Raw genomic sequence first — 26,073 nt, forward strand, 5'->3', positions numbered from 1 at the left:
AGGGTAACCCAGATTTGGATTACCCTAAATTAAACCAACAACAATTTATTCTAACAAAACCTTTCCAGTTTTTCGATATTCTTGATATTGAATCAAGTAAAAATAAGAACCTTTACTAAGGTTGATTAATGGAATCTTCGTTTTCTTGACAAAAGTACTTTCCAAAACTTGCTGACCAATCATATTATACAACTGGATTGTAGCTTCACCTTCTAAATCTGTTTCAACATTGAGTTCTTCTTTAGCAGGATTTGGGAAAACCTTAAACTCAATCCTTGTATCAGGCTTTGAAGGATTTGCATCCAACCTAGCAGCCTCGTACATAGAACCTGTGCTAGTCGTAGTCAAATCAGGATTTACTTTAATCGCATTACTTGCCGAACTCACACAACCATTCACTGTACAAGTAGCCGTATAAGTCGTAGCAGTACTTGGGCTTACTGTGATAGAATTTCCAGTTGAACCATTACTCCAAGTAACTGTACCAGTACAGCCTGTGGCGTTGAGGGTGGTTGTAGTAGTTTTGTTTTCTTTGATTTTTACAATCCAATAATCCATTTGGCGATTGGAAGACTTTGATGAACCTCCGAATATATATCCACCATCTGAGGTTGGAGATATGTCATATATACCAGGGTCAGTCCCAATTCCTCCAAAAGTTTTATCCCAAATTTTTTGCCCATTAGCATCCATTTTGATAAGCCAATGACCCTGAGTATCTTCAGATTTATTCAAACCAATACCTGAGTAAGAAGAACCTCCTAATAAAAATCCTCCGTCTGCAGTAGTCATAATTTTTATAAGTTTATCATTCATACTTCCTCCAAAAGTTTTATCCCAAATTTTTGTGCCTTTGCTATCAAGTTTAACAATCCAAAAATCATCATATCCTACATCCCCTCTATAATTTTCAGATTTATCACCACTGATACTTGAACGAGAACTCCCTCCCAGCAAAAAACCTCCATCTGATGTTTGAACAATATCTGGAGATGCATCATTATTATCTCCTCCCAAGGTTTTATCCCAAATTTTTGTTCCATTTGCATCTATTTTTACAATCCAATAATCGGAAGAATAAAGACCTTTACTATTTTCAGATTTATCTCCCCCAATATTTGAGTGAGAATCCCCTGCTAATAAATAACCACCATCTGAGGTTTTTATGATACTCGAAAGTGTTTCATGACCAGCAGCCCCATAAAACTTAGTCCATTGTTTATTTCCATTTGCATCAACTTTTATTACTAAATAATCAAGGTATCCATTAGTACCTGATGATAAAGAGGAACCACCAATTAAAAATCCTCCATCTGAGGTACTTATTATTTTAACAAGATAATCCTCTGCTATTCCTCCAAAAGTTTTATCCCAGATTTTGTTGCCATTAGCATCTATCTTGATAAGCCAGAAATCTATTGCCCCTGTATTTGTGATAGAAGTTGCACCAAGCAAAAATCCTCCATCAGAAGTGGGAATTATTGATCTTAGACCAATACCACCATTTGCAGCCAGAAAAATGTCTTTGTAAGCTTTATCCCAAATCTTATTGCCGTCAGCATTAATTTTTACAATCCAACCACCCACTATATCTTCAGATTTCTCACCACTGATGATGTTTGATGAAGAATTACCTCCCAATAAATAACCACCATCTTGAGTAGGAACAACGCAGCTTAGATTATCATACCAGTTTCCTCCATAAGTTTTCTCCCACTGCTTAACCACGGAACTTACAGTTGTCGATTTAGATGTAATGGTAGGAGCATTCGGTTTAGCTAAAACATTAACAGTTGTTGCAAGTGAAGAATCACTTTTACAGCCATTGATTGCACAAATAGCTTTATAAGATTTTGTAGCCGTTGGTGAAACAGTTATTGAAGCACCCGTCAAGCCACCAGTCCAAGTCAAAGTCCCACCAGAACAAGCGGTTGCACTCAACACAGCACTTCCGCCAGCACAAATTGTAGCGTTACTTACTGTGTTTTTTGGTTGTGTGGGTTTTGGATTTACAGTAACAGTTACCGCAGCACTTGAATCGCTAATAATTCCATTTTGAGAACAAACTACTTTGTAAGTCTTTGTAGCTGTTGGTGAAACAGTGATACTATTGCCCGTTAAACCATCTGTCCAAGTTAAAGTTCCACCTGTACAAGCAGAAGCAGTTAATGTGGCGTTTGTTCCTGCACAGATTGTAGCATTACTTGCTGTAATGGTTGGAGTAGTTGGTTTTGTTACTGTAACAGATACTGTAATGGAATTGCTTACAGTACTTACACAACCATTAACCGTACAAGTAGCAGTATAAGTAGTAGCAGTACTTGGGCTGACTGTAATAGAATTCCCAGTAGCACCATTACTCCAAGTGACTGTACCTGTACAGCCTGTGGCTGTGAGGGTTGGTTTTTGCGAAGATGTGATATTATTGGGGTTACAAACGGAAGCTTTGACTATCCAACAGTATTGATACTGAGTACCTACATCTGTTTTATCTCCACTTAACCCCGATAAAGAAGTACCTCCTAATAAAAAGCCCCCATCATTTGAAGTAATAATATTTGAAAGCATATCATGGCTATTTCCCCCAAAAGCTTTATCCCAAACTTTTACTCCATTGGCATCAATTCGTATTGCCCAGTAGTCAGAATTTCCATTCGAGGCTTCGGATTTATCGCCACTTATTCCTGAAAAAGAGTAACCCGCTAAGATAAATCCACCATCATTTGTATTAGCTATGGCTTTAAAATATTCTGAACTATTACCACCGAAGGCTTTATCCCAAATTTTAAGCCCATTGGCATTAATTTTTACTGCCCAATAATCAGTATCTCCTTTTAAAGATTGTGTTTTGTCACCGCTCAAACCTGAATAGGAATCTCCCACTAATAAAAATCCACCATCGCTTGTTGTACTTATATCTCCCAAATATTCAACACTATTTCCACCAAAAGCTTTATCCCAAACTTTAGAGCCATTTGCATTGATTTTTACTATCCAATAATCGCTTGCTCCTTTAGAAGTTTCAGATTTATTGCCACTTATTCCTGAACTTGAGTGACCACCCAATAAATATCCTCCATCAGCGGTAATTAGTATTTTAGAAAGATATTCTTCATTATCTCCACCAAAAGTTTTATCCCAAACTTTAGAGCCATTAGCATTAATTTTTACTATCCAAAAATCATAAGTACCTTTTGATGCTTCTGTTTTATCGCCACTGAGTCCAGATAATGACTGTCCCCCCAAAATAAAACCACCGTCAGACGTAGCTACTATACTTTTGGGAGTATCTTGAGCATTTCCGCCAAAAGTTTTATCCCAAACCTTAGTGCCATTGGCATTGACTTTAATTACCCAGTAGTCATTTGTGCCCCTGGAAGCTTCCGATTTATCAGCACTAATATCTGAATTTGAAATGCCTAATAATACATAGCCTCCATCAGCAGTGGCTAACATACTTGCAAGATTTTCATCTTTTGTTCCCCCAAAAGTTTTTTCCCAAACTTTGTTACCTTTGGCATCAGTTTTTACAAGCCAATAATCGAGACTACTAGTAATATCAGAGTAGTTCTCTCCACCTATAATATATCCACCATCAGGTAAATTTAGCATTACTCTGATATTCTCAGAACCATTTCCTTTAAGCGTTTTATCCCATTGTTTGGTTACAGAATTTGTACAAGTAACATTTGAAGAGATTACAGGAGCATTAGGTTTTGGAGTAACAGTAATTGTTGTTACCAAACTTGAATCACTTTTACAACTACCAATTGTACAAAGTACTTTATAAGATTTGGTTGCTGTTGGTGAAACGGTAATTGAATTGCCTGTTAATCCACCAGTCCAAGTTAATGTCCCTCCAACACAAGCTGTTGAGGTTAATACTGAATTGCCTCCTACACAAATACTTGAATTGCTTGCAGTAATTTTTGGTTGTGTGGGTTTTGGCGTAATAGTAATCGTCGTCGCTAAACTTGAATCACTTTTGCAGCCACCAATTGTACAAAGTACTTTATAAGATTTCGTAGCTGTTGGTGAAACAGTTATTGAATTGCCTGTTAAACCGCCAGTCCAAGTCAATACTCCATTTGTACAAGCTGTTGAGGTTAATACTGAACTGCCACCAACACAAATACTTGAATTGCTTGCAGTAATTATAGGTTGAATCGGTTTAGGTAAAATTGTAATCGTTGTCGCTAAACTAGAATCACTTTTGCAACCATTAATTGTACAAAGTGCTTTATAAGATTTCGTAGCTGTTGGTGAAACAGTTATTGAATTGCCTGTTAATCCACCAGTCCAAGTTAATGTCCCACCTGTACATGCGGTTGCTGTTAATATTGAACTGCCACCAACACAAATATTAGTATTGTTTACGGTGATTTTGGGTTGTGTAGGTTTTGAAGTAACAGTAATTGTCGTTACCAAACTTGAATCACTTTTACAACTACCAATTGTACAAAGTACTTTATAAGATTTGGTAGATGTTGGAGAAACAGTAATTGAACTGCCAGTTAATCCGCCTGTCCAAGTCAATACTCCATTTGTACAAGCTGTTGCTGTTAATACTGAACTGCCACCAACACAAATACTTGAATTACTCACAATGATTTTAGGTTGTGTAGGTTTAGGAACAACAGTAATCGTCGTTACCAAACTTGAATCACTTTTACAGCCACCAATGGTACAAAGTACTTTATAAGATTTAGTTGCGGTTGGTGAAACAGTAATTGAACTGCCAGTTAATCCGCCTGTCCAAGTCAATGTACCTCCAACACAAGCTGTTGAGGTTAAAACTGAATTACCTCCTACACAAATACTTGAATTGCTTGCAGTGATTTTTGGTTGTGTTGGTTTAGCAATTACATTAATTGTAGTTGCCAAACTTGAATCACTTTTACAACCACCAATGGTACAAAGTACCTTATAGCTTCTTGTTGAAGTTGGTGAAACAGTAATTGAATTGCCTGCTAATCCACCAGTCCAAGTTAATGTGCCTCCAACACAAGCTGTTGAGGTTAATACTGAACTGCTTCCAGTACAAACCGTGGCATTGCTCGCAGTGATTTTAGGTTGTGTTGGTTTAGGAATAACAGTAATTGTCGTCGCTAAACTCGAATCACTTTTACAGCCACCAATTGTACAAAGTACTTTATAGGCTTTTGTCGCAGTTGGCGAAACAATAATTGAATTACCTGTCAAACCGCCAGTCCAAGTCAATGTTCCCCCTGTACAAGCGGTTGATGTCAATACTGAACTGCTTCCAGTACAAACCGTGGCATTGCTCGCAGTGATTTTAGGTTGTGTTGGTTTAGGAATAACAGTAATTGTCGTCGCTAAACTCGAATCACTTTTACAGCCACCAATTGTACAAAGTACTTTATAGGCTTTTGTCGCAGTTGGCGAAACAATAATTGAATTACCTGTCAAACCGCCAGTCCAAGTCAATGTTCCGCCTGTACAAGCGGTTGATGTCAATACTGAACTACTTCCAGCACAAATACTTGTATTATTTGCAGTAATTTTTGGTTGAACAGGTTTTTGAATAATAGTAATTGTAGTTGCCAAACTGGAATCACTTTTACAACCTCCGATGGTACAAAGTACTTTATAAGTAGTAGTTTTAGTTGGCGAAACAGTAATTGAACTTCCAGTCAAACCGCCAGTCCAAGTTAATGTCCCTCCAACACAAGCACTTGAGGTTAATACTGAACTGCTTCCTACACAAATACTTGAATTGCTTGCAGTAATTTTTGGTTGAATCGGTTTAGGTAAAACAGTAATAGTCGTAGCTAAACTAGAATCACTTTTACAGCCATTAATAGTACAAAGAGCTTTATAAGATTTCGTTGCGGTTGGTGAAGCCGTAATTGTATTTCCAGTTAATCCATCAGTCCAAGTCAAAGTTCCATTTGTACAAGCTGTTGAGGTTAATACGGAACTGCTTCCTACACAAATACTTGAATTACTCACAATGATTTTAGGTTGAATCGGTTTAGCTACAACCGTAATAGTCGTCGCCAAACTTGAATCACTTTTGCAACCATTAATTGTACAAAGTACTTTATAAGATTTCGTAGCTGTTGGTGAAACAGTTATTGAACTGCCAGTTAAACCGCCAGTCCAAGTCAATGTCCCTCCTACACAAGCTGTTGAGGTTAATACAGAACTGCTTCCAACACAAATACTTGTATTGCTCGCTGTGATTTTTGGTTGTGTAGGTTTTGAAATAACAGTAATCGTAGTCGCCAAACTGGAATCGCTTTTACAACCACCAATGGTACAAAGTACTTTATAAGATTTGGTTGCGGTTGGTGAAACAGTTATTGAACTGCCAGTTAATCCACCAGTCCAAGTTAATGTCCCTCCTACACAAGCTGTTGAGGTTAATATAGAACTGCTTCCAGCACAAACCGTGGCATTGCTCGCTGTGATTTTGGGTTGTGTTGGTTTGGGAATAACAGTAATTGTCGTCGCTAAACTCGAATCACTTTTACAGCCATTAATTGTACAAAGTACCTTATAGCTTCTTGTTGAAGTTGGTGAAACAGTAATTGAACTGCCAGTTAATCCGCCTGTCCAAGTCAATACTCCATTTGTACAAGCTGTTGAGGTTAATACTGAACTGCCACCAACACAAATGCTTGAATTACTCGCAGTGATTATAGGTTGAATCAGTTTAGGTAAAATTGTAATCGTTGTAGCCAAACTGGAATCACTTTTACAGCCATTCACTGCACAAAGTGCTTTATAAGATTTCGTAGCTGTTGGTGAAACAGTAATTGAATTGCCTGATAATCCACCAGTCCAAGTTAATGTTCCATTTGTACAAGCTGTTGAGGTTAATACGGAACTGCCCCCAACACAAATACTTGAATTGCTTGCAGTAATTTTTGGTTGTGATGGTTTAGGTAAAACAGTAATAGTCGTAGCCAAACTTGAATCACTTTTGCAACCATTAATTGTACAAAGTACTTTATAAGATTTTGTAGATGTTGGTGAAACAGTTATTGAAGTTCCAGTTAATCCACTGGTCCAAGTCAAAGTTCCGTTTGTACAAGCTGTTGCTGTTAATACTGAACTGCCACCAACACAAATACTTGAATTACTTGCAGTAATTTTTGGTTGTGATGGTTTAGGTACAACAGTAATCGTCGTAGCCAAACTTGAATCACTTTTACAGCCATTAATTGTACAAAGTACTTTATAAGATTTCGTAGATGTCGGTGAAACAGTAATTGAATTGCCTGTTAATCCGCTAGTCCAAGTTAATGTCCCTCCTAAACAAGCTGTTGAGGTTAATACAGAACTGCTTCCAGCACAAACCGTGGCATTGCTTACTGTAATCTTTGGTTGAGTTGGTTTTGGTAAAACTGTGATTGTTGTTGCTAAACTTGAATCACTAATACAATTTTGAACACTACATATTGCTTTATACTTAGTTGTAATAGTAGGAGAAACATTTATATTTATGCCACTTGTACCATTCGACCATATCACTGTTCCTAAACAACCAGTAGCTCTCAGAATCGCAGTTTGTCCTGAACAAATTACTGCATTTGTGGAGCTAATAAGAGGAGCCTGTGGAGACGGAACATTATTTGTAACTGTAATAATATTACTTATATCACTCGAACATCCATTCAAAGTGCTAATTGCATAGTATTCGCCTACTTTACTAGCATTGATTTGCGTTGATATTAATCCATTTGACCAACGAATATTGCCCTCATCACTTGATGCTGATAGAATTACGTTTCCTCCTTTACAAAAATCGATTGCACTACCATTTGAAATGGTTGGTCTATTAGGTTTCTGTTTAAACACAATAGGTTTGGAGTCGCTGTAACGAACAGGATTAGTACTTTTAATGCGAATTCTATATTTATCTCCAACAATATTAGGAATACTAGAAACAATTGATGCATTAATTTTTGAATTTAAACGACCAATTTCTGTAGAATAGTCACCAAACAAACCGTCAGAATTTGAAACTTGTACAATAAATTCATTATCACTTTCAAATGTCCCTTTTACAGTATATGGGATATTTACTGTTTGTTGATTGCAATACGAATTCGCTACAGAACCAATCGAAACAAGTTCATTTGAAGATTGGAATATTTTTGTTCCAACATTACTCCAATTTCCTTTATTATCTTTCGCTCTTAATTGTAGAAAATGTTCTCCATCTCTCAAATTCAAATTCTTTAAACTTACATCAAATGTAAGATTAGACAATGTCTGTCCCGATGTAAATGGAATTCCAATACCTTTTCCATTACCAGGGTCAATATCTACAAAATACTCTAATTGTGTTAAATTTGATAGTGCAACATTTGATATTACATTTTTCAGAAAAACCTTGGTTGCAGACACTCCCCAACTATTTTTACTATCTTTTGCCCGAATCGTTAAAAAATGTAATCCATCACTTAAAGAACTAGAAATCGGTAAAGTAATATTTAGGTTATCAATAGTATTTTGTTTTGCAACAGTAATTTGTGTTCCCTTGCCATAACCAGGATCTTTATCATAAAAATATTCTAATTGAGTAATGGTTGATAAAATGCTTTGGCTCAAACTTTGTTTCACAAATGGTCGTATAGCAACTGAAGTCCAGCTTCCTTTTGAATCTTTAGCTCTTACTGACAAAGTATGTATTCCATCTGAAAGTGTACTTGGCAAAGAAACATTAAAATCTTTAGTAATTGCAGAGGCATTGGTTATACTTACATTAGTCCCTTTTCCTAAACCAGGGTCTTTGTCAATGAAATATTCTATTGCAGTAATAGAAATAGCTGTATTTTCACATTCAGAAACATTTATTTTTATAGCATTACTTACGCTACTTGAACAACCATTATTCAAGCAGACAGCAGTATAAGTAGTAGAAATGGTAGGACTTACCGTAATACTCCTCCCAATATCTCCATTATTCCATTGCGTAACTCCATAGCAAAAGCCAGCACTTAAAATTGTACTTTCCCCTTTACAAATAGATACATCTTTAGCTGAGATAGTTAAAGCTGCAATCGAAGGAATTACTGATATTTTCACAGCGTTAACAGAAGTTCCAATACAGTTATTTTGTGTACAAATAACTGAATAAGTTGTGTTAACAGATGGACTTACCGTAATATCTTTAGTAATGGCACCTGTACTCCAAAGAATGCTTCCTGTACAACCACTACTGCTTAAGTTAACTGTACTTCCATTACAAATCGTTTGGTTATCAGCATTGATAACCGTTTGATTAGCAGTTGTATTTTTTACTTTAATAATAATAGATGTATTAGTACTGGTACAAGTATTTGTTTTACAAAAAGCTGAATAAGTTGTTGTGTTATTAGGTTTAACAGTTAATGTATTTCCCTCGGAATCATCATTCCATTTCACAATACCATTACATCCTGAAGCAGTTAAAGTTACAGTAGTTCCTTGACAAATGTCATTTAAAGAACTTGAAATTATTGGTGCTGATAATAATGTATTTACGGTTACTTTCAGAATATCACTCTTCTCACTTGTACATCCATTTTTAGTACAAGTAGCTCTATAATTAGTTGTTACTGATGGCGATACCAATTTATCTACAATATTATTTCCATCATACCAAGTCAAAATCCCATCACATCCATTTGCATCTAGCACTATTGAGTTTCCAGCGCAAATACCCACAGAATTTACAGGGAGACTTGGCTTTTCTGGAAATGCAGTAACAACAATATCAACAGCATTACTTGTAAATAAGCATGAGTTATTAACAATAGCAACTTGATATTGACCAGATTCAGTAACTTGATAAGTATTAGCAATAGCATCATAAATATTGTTACCATTCTTTTGCCATTGATATCTATATCCACTTGGAACACTCAATTGTATTGATTGTCCTTGACAAACAGTTGTTGAAGATGGAACATTAATTTTTATACTAGTAGCATCATTACAGAGCGTAAATTTTCTAAGACCAACGGAACTCCAATTTCCTTTAGTATCTTTTACACGAATAAACATTTGATGTTCCCCACTAAGAACACCCGATAAATTAGCTGTAAATGACAAGTTATTAATATTTGTTCCAGTGGTAAAAGCAACATCATACCCTTTGCCAAAACCGGGGTCTTTATCAATAAAATATTCTACTTTAGCAATATTAGATAAAGTCATTTCTAAAGGGCTATCTTCTTTAAAAATAGGTTTAATAGCAACTACACTCCATTTCCCGGATAAATCTCTAACCCTGAAATTTAAATAATGTACTCCCTTAGGTAAATCTTGAGCAAGAGGTATGGTGAAATTAAAGTTATTTATCTGACTACTTTTCTCTAAATTAACAGTAGTTCCTTTACCAAATCCGGGGTCATTGTCGATAAAGTACTCAGCATAACTAATGTAACTCAATGGAGTAGCAGAAGTTATATTATCTTTCATAAAAGTACTAATTGATGTAACACTCCAATTATTATTTACATCTTTGGCTCTTACTGCCAAAAGATGTAAACCATTTGGAATTTCCATGGATGAGAGCGGGATAGAAAAAGTACCCGACACCACAATATTGGGGTTAATTACCAAAGCAGTTCCTTTGCCAAAACCCGGGTCTTGGTCAATGAAATACTCTACCCTATTTATATTTTGAGCTTGCGTTACTGAAAGGCAAAAGCAAATCAATAACATTAAACTTAAGAAAATACGAGTTTTCATAAGAGCAAATGTTTATCGGTGGGCAATATTATAAAGCAATTTTTGTGATAATGAAAGATGCGATGAGAAACAATTACTTAAAATATAGACATAGTGAATTCATGAGACGATTTTTATACCTTAAAAACCGTCTCATGAAAGTAAATCACCCAATTCTATCAAAATAATTACTTATCCTAATTGCTTGAACGAACGCTTATTGTAACAGTTAGTGGAGTAGTAGAATTTCCAGAACCTGTATTAATATACGTAGTTATCACTGGAGTATTAGGAACCCCAGATGGAATGTAAGGTGTCCCTCCAGCAAATGCTCCAATGGCTGTACTCCCCACACCAACTGTTTTAGCAGGAGAAGTAGCAGAAAGTTCTACATTTGAATCTACAAAGGGGCTTACTGCCCAAGGATTAGTCACTTTGAATACGGAAGCCGCTGTAGCACTATTAACATTTCCTGCACCTGTTGGCAAACCAGCAACACTTGTACATAAGTTATTAGAAACTGTTGTTCCAGTTACATCAGTATTTATCACTTTATAAGTAGAACTTGCATTTCTAGCATCTATAATATTGTTTGAAAACACACATCCTTTGGTTGTATTCAAAACAAAAGACGATGCATTAAATACATTATTATTAATTACAGAATTTTTAAGCCCAGATATATAACCTCCTCCAATAAAAATATTATTTGAAACATTACAATTATAACCGACATCATCTCCACTACAATAAACTGAATTAATTAGATTTTGACTGATATTAACTTTTGTCGCTTTAGGGTAAGTACCATTTAATATAGTACTGGATTGATTCAAATAAACATAATAGATCTTACACCTTGTAATAGAAATGTTCATATCGTAAACATAAATATAAGAAGAAACCTCTACTCCCATAATAGAACTATTAGCACTTTCATTTTCAAAATATACATTACCAAGTTTTGGAGTTCTTTTATCAAAAAAGGTATTTGGAGTATTAGCTAAATCATAACCTATGCCAATAATACTTATTTTTTTTGAAACTTTTAAGTCTCCATAATTATCATCATTACTTGGTTCTAGTTGAATTATATCCCCTGCCACCGCAGCATCATGAGCGTCTTGAGCCGTGGCGTAAACTGCAGGATCATTAAGCCCTGGAGTATTATTTACTCTACGAATAGTCTGTGAGAAAATGGTAAGATTGATAAATAATAAAGCGAAGATTAGTACAAGTTTTTTCATGACCTTAAAAGTTTTAGTTAAATACTAATTATGAAGCAATAGTAAAAATTATAACAATATGATTTACAATACTTTAAAAAAAAACGCTTAAAACTTATTATACGGTAAATAATTTTCAAATATGGTATTTAGCATTACTTTGTTCAATAAAAGAAGTTAAGTAAGCTATTCTTATTTTTGTGTAGCCATTCTTTTCTTTCGTTGTACATAGTACATTTTAAACTGATTCCTGCATCTTCTGGATATTGAGGCTTTCATTGTATTGCTTAGAATGACATAACTATTGACAAAACTATAATCTGTTAAATATTCACTGTTAATGATGTATGAGCGATGAATTCGGAGAAAGCTCTCTTTTTTGCAAAGGGTCTCGTAACTTTTTATAGTTTTAGCAGAAAGGTATTGTTTCCCATTATTCATATAAATGATTGTGTAGTTAATTGTAGCTTGTAACATCACAATATCTGAAACTTCAATTTTATCAACTCCTACATTCACGATTTCTCTTTCTGAGTCTTTTTGATTTTTCATGGTTTACTCTTCAATTGATTAATTCAAAACGATAAGATTGGTAGGCTTTTTAAGAGCTAATAAGGCTCTAAATCTATCTGTTCTGTTTGTTTGATAAAGGTAATTTTATAATAACACTTAAAAAATACCCAGAAATAGGTATTTTAACGAGAAGCTACTTCATTTTCAGCCTAAATAATTTAATATAAAAACACTAAAAATGTTAAATTCCAATGTTCACTCAACCATCAGAAATCCAAGAACTCATAGCACTAAACGTATGCTATCGTTATTGGCATTTGTTGGATGATTAAGTTGTTTTATTCAACAAATATAGAATCACTGTTTTTGGTATAAAATACCGCATGCGTGGTATTTTATACCAAAAAACCTACAAAAAGTAAGCGTAAATAGATAATTGCGATGCTTTCTTACACTCAAGTTTGGTCATAATGTTTTTTCTATGTGTTCTTATCGTTTCATACGAAAGACAAAGATGGGTTGCGATAAGCTTATCAGTCATTCCGTGAATAATCAAGCCCAAAATTTCTCTTTCTCTTTTTGTTAATTTTAAATAGTTTTCAGTGTGCTTTTGTGTGAGTTTTCTACTTCTAAGCAATTTATTAAGCATAAAAAGATATTCACTTAAATCTTCACTATCAATGGTAAGCTCTATGCGTGTTTTATGAGGAATTACGTCATGTAAAATTTTAATTTCAGGTGGTTCTGGTAAAGATTTAGGTGTATTATTAGGCTTAAACATCCATTCAACAGCTTCTTCTTTATTCACAAAAAAATGTGGTCTAAAACCCGTTTGGGAATTCTCAAAAACATCAACTACTGAAAGATGAGAAGCAGTATCAGTACTAATAACAAAACCAAGTTTAGGAGGAACATAAAGTTGATTTAGCTTTTGCCAATCTGGCATATTCAGAAAATTATCAACCCATTTTTGTAAATCTGGAGGTATTGTAAAAGTAAGATTGGTATTATCCCATAATGCTTTACTAATACCGCCAACATTATCGAAATGCACCCGATAATCTTTGATAATACCTATAAAATCATTAGCATTATTGCAATTGACAAATGAATTGAAGGAGATTCCTTCTTTTTCAAGGTAATCAATTTGAAATTTGGGTGTATCGTAAATAATCATTGTTTTCCCCTTTAAAAATGATTAATCATGTTTTTAATAATATTCCTTCTATGCTCAGTTGGTTACATTTTGTCCTGCTAGAATTTAAAAATAAATAATACCAAAGATGAATTCTAAGCGCCATAAAATTACTTTAATAGCCATTTGAAAGAATAATTACTCCTTAATTTCTGCATAAAAATTTATTTTACGGTACGCTAGAAAAATTAGTATTACTATTTCTAGTTATTGCCAATAAAACAAAAAAGCCCTCAAAAGAAAATCTCTTGAGGGCTTTCATATTATTATTTGGGCTTAAGCTACTGTTTCAATAGCTTTTTGTTCAATACTTACTGTTGATTTTGCTTTTAATACAACGGCTTCGTTATGTACAAAAATTGTGGTATCATCACCCGATATATTTTCAATCAATACTTCATGAGCAGAAGTTTTGATGTTCAATAAATTACCTTTGAAACGAATTTTAAATGAGAATGAAGTCCAGTTTTCAGGAACAAATGGTGCTAAATATACTTGTCCATTTCTTACTCTCATTCCTCCAAAGCCTTTTACAATCGACATCCAAGTTCCTGCCATTGAAGTAATATGGCAACCATCTTCCGTATCGTTATTGTAATCATCCAAATCTAAACGAGCAGAACGTTGATAGAATTCGTAAGAACGAGCTTTATCGCCTAACTTCGCCGCAATGATTGAATGCACACATGGACTTAATGAAGATTCATGCACCGTCATTGGTTCATAGAAATCATAATTACGTTTAATGGTTTCAGTATCAAAATCATCTTCAAAGAAATAGATCCCTTGTAAAACGTCGGCTTGTTTGATAAAGCAAGAACGTAAAATTCTATCCCAAGACCATTTTTGATTAATTGGTCTTTCTTGAGCAGGCAGATTACTTACTTTGATTAATTCTTTATCCAAGAAACCGTCTTGTTGTAAGAAAATACCCAATTCTTTATCCTCGCCCAAGTACATATTACGAATAATATGGTTGAATCTATCAAATTCATCCGTTTCGTTAAGATTTGTCAGGCTTGATAATTCTTGATAACGTTCAGGCTTAGAAGCTTTGATTTTTTCACTTACTTCAATCAAATACTTCATACACCAAACTGCAAAATAACTTGTGTACCAGTTATTATTTACGTTGTTTTCGTATTCGTTTGGTCCTGTCACGCCTAGCATTACATATTGTTTTTTCGCTTCCGACCAGTTTACTCTTTGTGACCAGAAACGAGCAATACCAAGAAGTACTTCAAAACCGTATTCAGCTAGATAAGCCTCATCACCCGTATAATTTACATAATCATAAATAGCATAAGCAATGGCACCATTTCTATGAATTTCTTCAAAAGTAATTTCCCATTCGTTATGACATTCTTCACCATTCATCGTCACCATCGGATACAATGCTGCACCATCTTTGAAACCCAATTTCTGAGCATTCTCAATAGCTTTTCCTAATTGTTTCCAACGATATACCAATAAGTTACGAGCAACTTGTTGGTCGGCAGTAGCTAAGTAAAAAGGAATACAATACGCTTCGGTATCCCAATATGTTGAGCCACCATATTTTTCTCCAGTAAAACCTTTTGGACCAATATTCAAACGAGCATCTTCACCAGTATAAGTTTGGTTCATTTGGAAAATATTGAAACGAATACCTTGCTGAGCAGCTACATCACCTTCAATAACAATATCATTTGTTTCCCATTTAGCAGCCCACTTATCAGCTTGTTCTGCCAACATTTTATCAAAACCTTTGGCTTCAATTCTTGCTAAATAAGCTTTTGCTTTAGGAAGTAATTCTGCTATTGGATGATTTTCAGAAGAAAGGTTACAAGCATATTTAACTAAAACGGTAGCTTCATTGGCTTTTACAGCTAAAGTAACTTGACTTGCAACGTATTTTTCTGCTTTTTGAGGAAGGCTTTTAAAATCAACAGCTTTACCATTTTGGAAGATTTGGAATTTCTGACCAGTTACAACATGAAAACCTGTTTTCTTGGTAACCATTTCTACATAACCTTCTGCAAAAGCCGTTTCTTTATGTACTTCGTCCCAGAATTTTTCATCGTAATTGGCATCCTTATTTTTAATATCGCCATCAATAAAAGGAGTCAAAACGATTTTTCCATCAAAATTGAGCGGAGTAATTGAATAAGAAATCGCTCCAGCTTCATCATCAACAATTGAATTGAAACGGATGGTATTGATTTGTACTTGTCTGCCAGAAGCCAAAGTAGCGATGAAAGAGCGTTGTAAATAACCTTCTTTCATGTTCAGCACACGCTTGAAATCGGATACCTCTGCTGTATGTAAATCAAGAATTTCTTCTTCTATTTCTACTTTAATGCCAATCCAGTTGGCAGCATTCAACACTTTTGCAAAGTATTCAGGATAGCCGTTTTTCCACCAACCTACACGGGTTTTGTCGGGGTAATATACGCCTGCTACATAATTTCCTTGAAGTGTTTTTCCAGTGAAAGTTTCTTCAAAATTACCTCTTTGTCCCATTCTGCCGTTTCCCAATGAACAAACAGATTCAGTAATTTCGTTGAACTCACGGTTGAATCCCTCTTCGATGATACACCACTCGTCGTGTTTAAGATAATTTTTCATATTACGTCGTACGCACTTAGTTTGTTTATAAAAGAAAGATTTCCTTCTTTTCAAGATTACTTCTCAAAATCGGCTGATTATCAACAGCTTAATATTTAATTAGTAAAAATGGTTAATGGTAAATTAAAGAACTATTCTTGACTTTTCCGTAAAAACAACATTATTATTTAGAAAAGTAATTAGAATAGTACAATTATAATCACAATAATTTTTATTTAGTCTTGCAATTTAGGGGGAGAAAATCAAAAATAATTTACTATGCTAAACTGTATTTTCTTGAAAAATTAAAAGTTTAATCTTTCTAAAGTCATTTCTTCAAAAGTAGCAATTACAAAATCTGCTTCTGTTAAAACATCCGCAGAGCCGACTCCTATTGCTTTCATTCCACCTGCTTTAGCTGCTTGAACGCCTGCTACTGCATCTTCAAAAACAACACATTCGCTTGGTAAAGCATTAGTTGCTTCTGCTCCCATTAAAAATACTTGTGGGTCAGGTTTGCCTTTTGTGATGTTATTTCCATCAATAATAGCATCGAAATAATCCAACATATTGATTCTTTCTAAAATCAATTTAGAGTTTTTACTTGCCGAACCCAAAGCGATTTTAATCCCCGCTTCACGAAGGTCAGTTAAGAATTTAGCTACTCCTGGTAATACTTCATTAGGCGTCATCAACTTCACTAAATCTAAATACCAATCATTTTTGCGAGTTGCCCATTCTACTTTTTCCGCTTCTGTTAAGCTAACATTTCCCCAGTTGAGAATCAATTCTAAGGACTCCATTCTTGAAATGCCTTTCAGTTGCTCATTTTGATGTTCGGTAAAATCAAAACCTAATTCGTTCGCCAAGCGTCTCCAAGCTTGAAAATGATATACTGCTGTATCAACAATTACGCCATCTAAATCGAAAAGGCAAGCTTTAATCTTTGTCATGTGGATTTTTATTTAGTGAATTGTGAGTTAGTGATTGTGTGAATTATCGGACTTCGAATATGTTATTTCTTTCATGAAAATATCTTTTAAGAAATAAACCAAATAAAAATTTTAACATACCTTAATCACAACTCACTCAATCACTAATTCACAATTATATTTGTAAGGATATATTTTATTTTTGTAATTCAAGTACAGTAATTGACATTGCTGGGATTTTCAGACTTTTCAAATCTCCAACTGGTGAATCTGTCATGATATTTTTTGCCGAAGTAAAACCAGACATTCTTTCTGAAAATCTTTGTGTATCAAGGTTTTTATCATCTTTACTTTGACTCATAATTACCATAACTGTTTGATTATCTGTATATCTAAAGTACACATAAATCCCGTCTTGTGGTAAAAATTGTGTTAATTTTCCTGTTGTGATGGCTTCGCTAGTTTTGCGGTAGTTGGCTAGTTTTTTTACAAAATCAAAAGCTTCATTTTCTTTTTCTGTTCTACCTGAAGCTAAAAATTTGTTTACTTTATCGTCTGCCCAACCGCCTTCAAAATCTTTGCGTACTTCTGCATCAGATGGGTTTTTGAAGTTTTTCGTCAAGTTTTCCGTACCATAATATAAATGTGGCACGCCACGGGTAGTTAATAAAAAGCCTACGCCTAATTTATATTTATTGAAATCTTCGCCAATGACCGAGTAAAATCTATCCATGTCATGATTATCCAGAAAAGTCATGTTCAAGTTCGCTTCTTCATACAAAGCATCCATTGCCAAAGTTGAGTACAAACGATTAAAACCTTTTCCCCAATCAAAACCTTGGTTCAAAGCATCATTGATTGCATTGAAAAGCACAAAGTCATTCGCAGAAGGTAAAGTACTTTTAAAAGGTACATTCAAATTGTTTTTAGCAAAGTATGCTTGCGAATAAGCACTTTGTACAGAGTTTTCACCTGTGATAAACATTTTTGGATATTCTTCTGCCAAAGCAGCATTGCAACGATTCATAAAATTCAAATCATTGTATTGATAAGTATCAATTCTCCAGCCATCAATGCCAAAATTTTCAACTGTCCAGAGCGCATGTTGAATTAAAAAATTGGCAACGAATTCATTTTTATGATTCAAATCTGGCAAGAAAGGTACAAACCAACCATTTTGTTGTACTTTAAAATCAGCAGCCGAACCATGTAAAATATCAACAACGGGTTCATCACGATAAGAAGTATTGGTATAAGTATCCCATTGATTCAACCAATTTTTCATCGGTAAATCTTTCAAAATCCAGTGATTAATCCCAACGTGATTATAAACCGCATCTTGAATAATTTTCAAACCTTTGGCATGCGCAGCTTCAACTAATTTCTTGTAAGCTTCGTTTCCACCCAAACGTTTATCAACATTATAGTGATCTGTAAAACCATAACCGTGATAAGCCGAACGCATTGCTCCTCCTTCATTGGTTTGTGGTTGGTTATTTTCAACGACTGGATTCAACCAAATAGTTGTTGCCCCCAATTCTTTTACATAATCTAAATGATTTTGTACGCCTAATAAATCTCCACCGTGACGTAAAAAAGGATTTTTTCGGTCAGATGCTGGGTCAGCCATGTCGGCAAATTTATCGTTACTCGGGTCTGCGTTAGCAAAACGGTCTGGCAGAATCAAGTAAATAAAATCCTTTGAATTGATTTCTTGGGGCTTTTGGTCACGTACTTTTAGTTGAAATGGATACGTAATTTTCACCATTTGGTCAACGACCGATTTCTTTCCTTTCTGAACTTTAATCGTTTTTGACAATTCAATTAACATTTGTCCAGCTTGTGTATTGGGAGCAATGTTTAAATCAAGAAATAAGTAATTAGGATTTTCAACTTGATTAACTTTTTCTAATGTTACTCCTTGATAATTAATTTTTACATCACTGCCAGCAATATTCTTTCCATAAACTAACAGTTGTAATTTAGGATTTTTCATACCAACCCACCAATTACTTGGATTAATGCGCTGAACACTTGGCGTTTGTGCAAACAGGCTTGTCAGCAAGCAAGTGAAAATAATGGAAAAAATTGTTTTTTTCATGTGTTTTGAAATGGTTAATGGATATACAATCAATCCGAAGAAATACAGACAAAATTTGATTTTTTTATTCAGAATTCTTAGTTTAAAAGAGTATCGTTGATGCAATTTTTCAAATAATTTCAAGAATTTCCTAATAATAAAATCATAAATTGTGAGCAATTTTATGCAAAGATAAAATAAAGCTAAAAGAAACGAATCTGTGCTAATCTGTCCTAATACCCAAATTTTATTGTAAAAATGTCTCAAAATACAATCAAAGTCGCAACTTTATTAGGCTTCATTTTTGCCTTTTTTGGCATAAATGCACAGACGAACAATCCTGCATTAGCAAGTCCAAAACAAAATGCTATTGTCAAAACCAAGAATTATAGTAAATTCAAAAATATAGTCCCGAAAACCAGCAAAAAAATAGTCCCGAAAAATATGACAAATAGCAAAAACGACAAATTAGTAATCTTACAAATGATGTTTCACCTTTGGGGAAACAAGAATGCTACGAACAAATTCAATGGTTCGGTAGCTGAAAATGGTGTTACTAAATTTTCTGATATTAATGATTTAGCCTTGAAAAAACTCAAAGATTTTGGTTATTCTCATTTGTACATGACAGGTTTGATTGAACATGCCACGATGGAAGATTTGACTGCTTATGGCATTCCAAAAGATCATCCTGATGTAGTAAAAGGAAGAAGCGGTTCGCCATTTGCCATTAAAGATTATTATGATGTAAATCCATTTTTTGCTGAAAAGCCTAAAAAAAGAATGGAGGAGTTTTCGGCAATGGTTGATAGAATTCATCAAAATGATTTGAAATTAATCATGGATTTTGTGCCGAATCACGTGGCAAGAGTATATCATTCTGACATGAAACCGAAAGGAGTAAAAGATTTTGCAGAAACGGATGATACTACGAAATCCTTCGACCCACAAAATAATTTTTATTATTTACCAAATACGCATTTTCAAATTCCAGCAGGAGTAAATTCTCCTGTAAAAGCAGATTTCCCATATTTAGAAAGTCCAGCGAAAGTCTCAGGAAATGATGTTTTCTCTTCTCATCCAACCATTGATGATTGGTTTGAAACTGTAAAATTGAATTATGGTGTTGACATCCAAAATGGCAGACAAAAACATTTCGACCCAATTCCAAATACTTGGTTGAAAATGGTTGACATTTTGAAATACTGGGCTGCTAAAGGAACAGATGGCTTCCGTTGCGATATGGCTGAAATGGTTCCTTATGAATTCTGGCAATATGCGATTGCAGAAGTAAAGAAAAGCTATCCAGATATTATTTTCATTGCAGAAATTTATAATCCGAACGAATATCACAATTACATCAAAATCGGAGGTTTTGATTATTTATACGATAAAGTTGGTTTGTATGATGGACTTCGTCATTTGGTAGAAAATAAACATGATGCTAGTGTAGAAAGTATTACAAGAGTTTGGCAACATGAATCTGGTGATATTTCAGAACACATGTTGAGGTTTTTAGAAAACCATGATGAAGTAAGAATTAATACTCCTGCTTTTGCAAAAGGTTATCCTTTCTCGGCTGTGCCAGCGATGGTTGTAACGGCTACGCTTCATACGGGTCCAATTATGATTTACTTCGGGCAAGAATTAGGGGAATCTGCCAAAGAACCAGAAGGTTTTAATACTGCCGATGACCGTACTTCTATGTTCGATTTCTGGGGAGTAAAATCGCATCAAAATTGGATGAATAATGGCAAATTTGATGGCAAACTTTTGACAGAAGAACAAAAGGATTTAAGAAAATTCTATGGTGATTTAATCAAATTTGTTAATACTTCAGAAGCCGTCAAAACAGGTTCTTTCTTCGATTTACAATATATTCAACATGGTAATTACGACCGCAAAAAAGTGTATAGTTACCTCCGTTACGCAGGAAAACAAAAACTTTTATTCGTTTGTAATTTCGACCATTTCAAAAGTAAAACATTTGATTTAGTGATTCCTGAAGGAGCTTGGACATCGATGGGTTTAAATCCTAGTAAAGAAGCAACTTTCAAAGGAAAATTCAATCAGAAAGAACAGTTTAGTCAAAATGCTAATCAAACCATTCCTGTAACAATTCAACCAAACTCAGTACTTATTTATGAAATTTCTCAGAAAAAATAGAATATATCTTTAATATTTTATTAATTTGAGGGATTAATTACATCATTAACCATTTTATGACAAAAGAAAACAAACCCCACCTTAGCCTTGGTCAAATCATCAACATGAGCATAGGCTTTATGGGTATTCAATTTGGTTTTGCCCTGCAAAATGCAAATACAAGCCGTATTTTTTCAACTTTAGGAGCTAATCCAGATGAAATTCCTATTCTTTGGGTAGCTGCTCCGCTCACAGGATTATTAGTTCAGCCAATTATTGGCTACATGAGCGACCGTACTTGGCATCCAAAATGGGGGCGTCGCCGACCATTCTTTTTTGCAGGAGCCATTTTAGCAACTATTGCATTGATTGCCATGCCACAGTCATCAATACTTTGGATGGCTGGTGCTATACTTTGGATGATGGATGCTTCTATCAATGTTTCAATGGAACCCTTTAGAGCTTTTGTTGGCGATATGCTTCCAAAAGAGCAAAGAACCACAGGTTTTTCGGTACAAACCTTTTTTATTGGTGTTGGAGCAATGATTGCCTCTGGGCTTCCCTCTATTTTAGATTACTTTGGTGTACAAAATACTGCTCCAGAAGGAATTGTTCCAGATACTGTTAGATGGTCATTTTACATAGGTGCCTTTGCTTATTTTGCTTGTATTCTTTGGACAATTCTAAAAACAGAAGAGTATCCACCAGAAGACATGGAAGAATTTCAAAGAGAAAAAGATGAAATGAATTTCATGCACGGAGTAAAAGAAACAGTGAATGGATTGTTTAAAATGCCAAAAGTAATGAAGCAATTGGCTGTTGTTCAGTTCTTTTCGTGGTTTTCTTTGTTCTGTATGTGGATTTTCACGACCAATGCAGTAACAAAAAATATTTTTGGAACAAGTGATACCAGTTCGGAAATCTACAATGAAGGCGCTAACTTTGTCGGGATTTGTTTCTTGGTTTACAATGGCGTTTCAATGGTTTTTGCCTTATTTTTACCTAGTTTGGCAAAAGTATTTGGCAGAAAACTAACACATTTAATTTGCTTAACTGCTGGTGGCTTGGGACTTATCTCCATCATGTTTGTTACGTCCAAGTATGCCTTATTGCCCTCTTTTATAGGAATCGGGTTGGCTTGGGCAAGTATTTTAGCCATGCCTTATGCCATGCTTTCTGGTAGTTTACCAGCCAATAAAATGGGATATTACATGGGAGTTTTCAATTTTTTCATTGTAATTCCACAAGTAATTGCCAGTTTGGGTTTACCAAAATTCATGAAACTTGTACAATTAGAACCAATACATATCGTTACTCTGGGGGGAGTATTAATGATTTTGGGTGGATTGTTCACTCTGCGAGTTGATGATAACGATTAAATAATACATGAGAAAAATTAATTTTAGTAGCTTAAATCAAAACCTTGCAAGCTTGATAAAACCTTGCAAGGTTTTTGTGTTTTCATCAGTATTGGTACTGGGAAGTAGCTTTCAACAGCCATTATCCGATGAAGAAATTTATCAAAAGAAAATTCAGCAAGCGCAAGGCAGTAATATGCACGAATACACACTGAATATCGCCAAAGGTTTTCTGAACAGACCATACAAAGCTTATACGCTTGAAAGTAAAGATGAAGAAAAATTAGTGGTTAATCTCAAGGAATTTGACTGTTCAACCTTCGTAGAAAGTTGTGTGGCTATGGGCTTGACTTACCGAAAAAATGATACTTCATTCGATAAATTTCAGTATTATTTAAAGCGTTTGAGATATTATAACAAAGGACAGATTAAGGGATATGATTCCAGAATACATTACTTTTCTGATTGGATTTATACGCATAATCAAGATGGACTTTTAGAAGATATCACACATAGTTTAGGAGGAATTCCGTTGAAGAAAGATATTAATTTCATCAGTACGAACTGGGATAAAAATCCTAATGCGACTAATACTGCACTTCAAGAAAAAATCAGGAAAGTAGAGAATAAAATCAGCAACCAAGATTTTTATTATATTCCTAAAGCAAAAATTAGAAGTATTGAAGACAAACTCTTGAATGGCGATATTATCGGTATTACTACTAATATTGATGGTTTGGACATCACTCACGAAGGTTTTGCCATTAGATTACAAGACAGACGAGTATATTTATTACACGCTTCTTCTGAGTTCAAAAGAGTAATGGTGAGCGATAAGCCACTGGCAGAATACATGGCTCCTAAAAAAACTCAAACTGGAATCATGGTTGCTAGGTTCAAAATTGAATAGCAAACCAATCTTCCAGGTTTTTGAATTACTTCTTAAAAATCAAATTTTTAGTTTTTAAGAATTTCTTAAATGAATAAGTTCCAATATTTTCCGCCTTGATTTCATGGGAAATATTGGAGCTTTTTTGATTCCCATAAAATCTATTTTCTAAGTAAGCATCATTGATAGTAATCGTTTTACTTTTCAATTTATGAGCAATTTTCATTGTCTCACTATCTTTTCCTGCAAAAACAGAACAAGTAAACGGACTGACAGAATCATTGGCTAAATCCAAGGCTTGTGCTTCATTTAAAAAAGACTTTACTGGCAAAATTGGTCCATAAGTCTTTTCTTTCATGATTTTCATTTGGTGATTTACATTGGTCAAAATCGTTGGGCGGCAATAATATCCTCCTTTTTGTACAAGGCATTTTGCTGCTCCTGCTACAATCACCGCTCCTTTTTTAACTGCATCAGCCAATTGTTCATTAATCAAAATAGCTTGTTTTTCAGAAATAATTGGTCCGATTTCTCCATGATTAATATTTGGGTACGCCAACGTTAATAAATTACTTTTGCCGACTAATCTTGATAAAAACTGAGCATGAATATTACGATGTACATAAACCCTTTCGATGGCATCTGCCGACTGCCCTGAATTGAAAACACCAGCCCACAAAATGGCAGATGAAGCGTGTTCTATATCAGCCGTTTCAGTAACAATAGCCGCTCCTTTTCCTGCAAATGATAATGTTGATGGAATAAAATGCTTCGCACTTAACTCATAAACTTTTTTTGCATTTACTTCAGAACCTGTGTAACAGACAGAATCAGCAATAGCACAAAGCATTTCTGCTGTCTCTTTCCCACCTTCCACAAAGTCCACAAGATTATTGAAATGTAAAATCTCATTAATTGTTTTTTCGATTACTTTAATAAATCTTGGTGTTTTTTCAGAAGACTTTACCATCACAGTATTCCCAGCCAATAAAGCAGGAATAACTTGCATCATAACATTCTGTAAAGGAAATTGCCATGTACCAATGATAGCAACAAGTTCAAAAGGCTCTGAAAACTCTTCGATATGGTAAGTATTGTTATGAAAAATTGTTTGTACTTCAGGTTTGAAATAAGTATGTGCTAAATCACAAAACTGGTCGATAGCAGCCATCACTAAATTGATTTCCGATTCGGTTTCAATTTTTCTGCCAGTATCAATCGTCAATGCTTCTATAATTTCTTCAAGGTGTCTTTCTAATACCTTTTTCCAACGCTGAATAGTTTTTATTCTTTGTTCAATACCAATTACTTGCCAGTTTTTCTGAGCCTGACGCATTGCATCGGCCTTTATTTGGAGTGTTTCAAAAGAGAGTGGAGAGATTTCATAATCATATATACCTGTTCTTGGATTTCTTACTTTCATTTAATCATAAGGCTTAAAATTCATGCAACACAATTTACAAATTGCATTTTTCAAATATACTGTTTTAATTAGTTTTTAGTTTTTTATCAATCCCTTTTTATTTAAGCTGAGCTAAAAAGATTGTGCCAAAAAGCTAAAAATAATAAATTACCATAGATTAACATTAAGAAATTCATAGAATTTCTTAATTATTCCTAATTTTAATCTATATTTAAAGCCAAATTTCAAAAATCACTTGCACACACTTAAAACACAATTTTACCTTCCTTCCACTATTTTATGAATACTGTTAAAGATTTCGACAAAAAAGAAGCCATCTTTCAAGCAACCCTAGAACTTATTTCAAAACATGGATTCCACAGCTCGCCCATGTCTGAAGTAGCAAAAAAAGCAAATGTAGCCGCAGGCACAATTTATCACTACTTCAAAAGTAAAGATGAACTCATTTGTGCGCTGTACGTCTATAAACGTGAAAAATCTATTCAGAGTATTTTCAAAAATGACGATACCACTAAACCATTTAAAGATCGTTTTCGCAGTTTTTATCTTCAAATGATTAACTACTACTTCACTAATCCAAAAGAGTTTTATTTCTTAGAACAGTTCATGAATTCGCCATACATTGGCATGCTCAAAAAAGAGGATATTACTCGACTTGAACAACCCATTTATGATTTTCTCAGAAAAGCAGTTTTCACCCAAGTAGTAAGAGATATTCCTCCTAAAATACTAATTGCGATGGTGACTGGAAGTGCAAGTTCTTTGATTAAACTTCGTTTGTCAGGAGAGTTTCTAATGACTTCTTCAGACCTAGAAATGGCTTTTTTTACCTGCTGGGATGGGATTAAAAAACCTTAATCTTATTTTTTATTTTTATTGAAAATCTTGAAGGCAATATACAAAGCACCCAATAGCAATATTAGAAACAATAATGAGAATAGTTTCTCGGCACCTTCGGGCAATTTTGATTGTAATAAAATCATATTGTTGTTGAGTAATTTAAATAAAAGCAAAAATCAAATGCGTAATTTACAAAT

General features: G+C 34.4%; 12 protein-coding genes. 4 read left to right on the top strand and 8 right to left on the bottom strand.

Annotated elements, in window-relative coordinates:
- Nucleotides 1–45 precede the first annotated feature (45 nt).
- The 7 genes from ABID42_RS22420 to ABID42_RS22450 form a co-directional block, all read right to left on the bottom strand.
- Nucleotides 46–10,710 (bottom strand): T9SS type A sorting domain-containing protein, encoded by a 10,665-nt coding sequence (locus ABID42_RS22420; RefSeq protein ID WP_367285567.1) that lies wholly within the window; start codon nt 10,708–10,710, stop codon nt 46–48.
- A gap of 176 nt (nt 10,711–10,886) precedes the next feature.
- Complete coding sequence (locus tag ABID42_RS22425; RefSeq protein ID WP_367285568.1) at nt 10,887–11,936, bottom strand: hypothetical protein; 1,050 nt, start codon at nt 11,934–11,936, stop codon at nt 10,887–10,889.
- 171 nt (nt 11,937–12,107) lie between these two features.
- Nucleotides 12,108–12,467, bottom strand: a complete 360-nt coding sequence (locus tag ABID42_RS22430) for a LytR/AlgR family response regulator transcription factor (RefSeq protein ID WP_367285569.1) — start codon at nt 12,465–12,467, stop codon at nt 12,108–12,110.
- Nucleotides 12,468–12,837: 370 nt separating this feature from the next.
- Nucleotides 12,838–13,605, bottom strand: coding sequence for a response regulator transcription factor (locus ABID42_RS22435; protein ID WP_367285570.1), 768 nt, complete (start codon nt 13,603–13,605; stop codon nt 12,838–12,840).
- 294 nt (nt 13,606–13,899) lie between these two features.
- A complete protein-coding gene (locus tag ABID42_RS22440) occupies nt 13,900–16,230 on the bottom strand; it encodes a glycoside hydrolase family 65 protein (RefSeq protein WP_367285571.1) in 2,331 nt (776 codons plus the stop codon).
- Between the two features lie 284 nt (nt 16,231–16,514).
- Nucleotides 16,515–17,162 carry a beta-phosphoglucomutase gene (pgmB, locus tag ABID42_RS22445; RefSeq protein WP_323258763.1) on the bottom strand — a complete coding sequence of 216 codons (648 nt, stop codon included), beginning with the start codon at nt 17,160–17,162 and terminating at the stop codon, nt 16,515–16,517.
- Between the two features lie 175 nt (nt 17,163–17,337).
- Nucleotides 17,338–19,242, bottom strand: a complete 1,905-nt coding sequence (locus ABID42_RS22450) for an alpha-amylase family glycosyl hydrolase (RefSeq protein ID WP_367285572.1) — start codon at nt 19,240–19,242, stop codon at nt 17,338–17,340.
- A gap of 237 nt (nt 19,243–19,479) precedes the next feature.
- Here ABID42_RS22450 and ABID42_RS22455 point away from each other — a divergent pair, with 237 nt between their 5' ends.
- From ABID42_RS22455 to ABID42_RS22465, 3 genes are read left to right on the top strand one after another with little or no spacing between them, the layout of a single operon-like run.
- A complete protein-coding gene (locus ABID42_RS22455) occupies nt 19,480–21,387 on the top strand; it encodes an alpha-amylase family glycosyl hydrolase (RefSeq protein ID WP_367285573.1) in 1,908 nt (635 codons plus the stop codon).
- A gap of 56 nt (nt 21,388–21,443) precedes the next feature.
- Nucleotides 21,444–22,745, top strand: coding sequence for an MFS transporter (locus tag ABID42_RS22460; protein WP_367285574.1), 1,302 nt, complete (start codon nt 21,444–21,446; stop codon nt 22,743–22,745).
- Between the two features lie 7 nt (nt 22,746–22,752).
- A complete protein-coding gene (locus tag ABID42_RS22465) occupies nt 22,753–23,634 on the top strand; it encodes an N-acetylmuramoyl-L-alanine amidase-like domain-containing protein (RefSeq protein ID WP_323258759.1) in 882 nt (293 codons plus the stop codon).
- A gap of 25 nt (nt 23,635–23,659) precedes the next feature.
- Here the strand turns inward: ABID42_RS22465 and ABID42_RS22470 are convergent, their stop codons facing one another.
- Nucleotides 23,660–25,036: an aldehyde dehydrogenase family protein gene (locus ABID42_RS22470; protein WP_367285575.1), complete on the bottom strand. Its 1,377-nt coding sequence runs from the start codon at nt 25,034–25,036 to the stop codon at nt 23,660–23,662.
- A gap of 279 nt (nt 25,037–25,315) precedes the next feature.
- Here ABID42_RS22470 and ABID42_RS22475 point away from each other — a divergent pair, with 279 nt between their 5' ends.
- Entirely contained in the window at nt 25,316–25,894 is a 579-nt protein-coding gene (locus tag ABID42_RS22475) for a TetR/AcrR family transcriptional regulator (protein ID WP_184135591.1), read from the top strand.
- Nucleotides 25,895–26,073: the final 179 nt, after the last annotated feature.

Origin of the sequence: Arcicella rosea (genome assembly GCF_040543805.1) — a bacterium.
In the GTDB taxonomy this organism is placed as follows: domain Bacteria; phylum Bacteroidota; class Bacteroidia; order Cytophagales; family Spirosomataceae; genus Arcicella; species Arcicella rosea.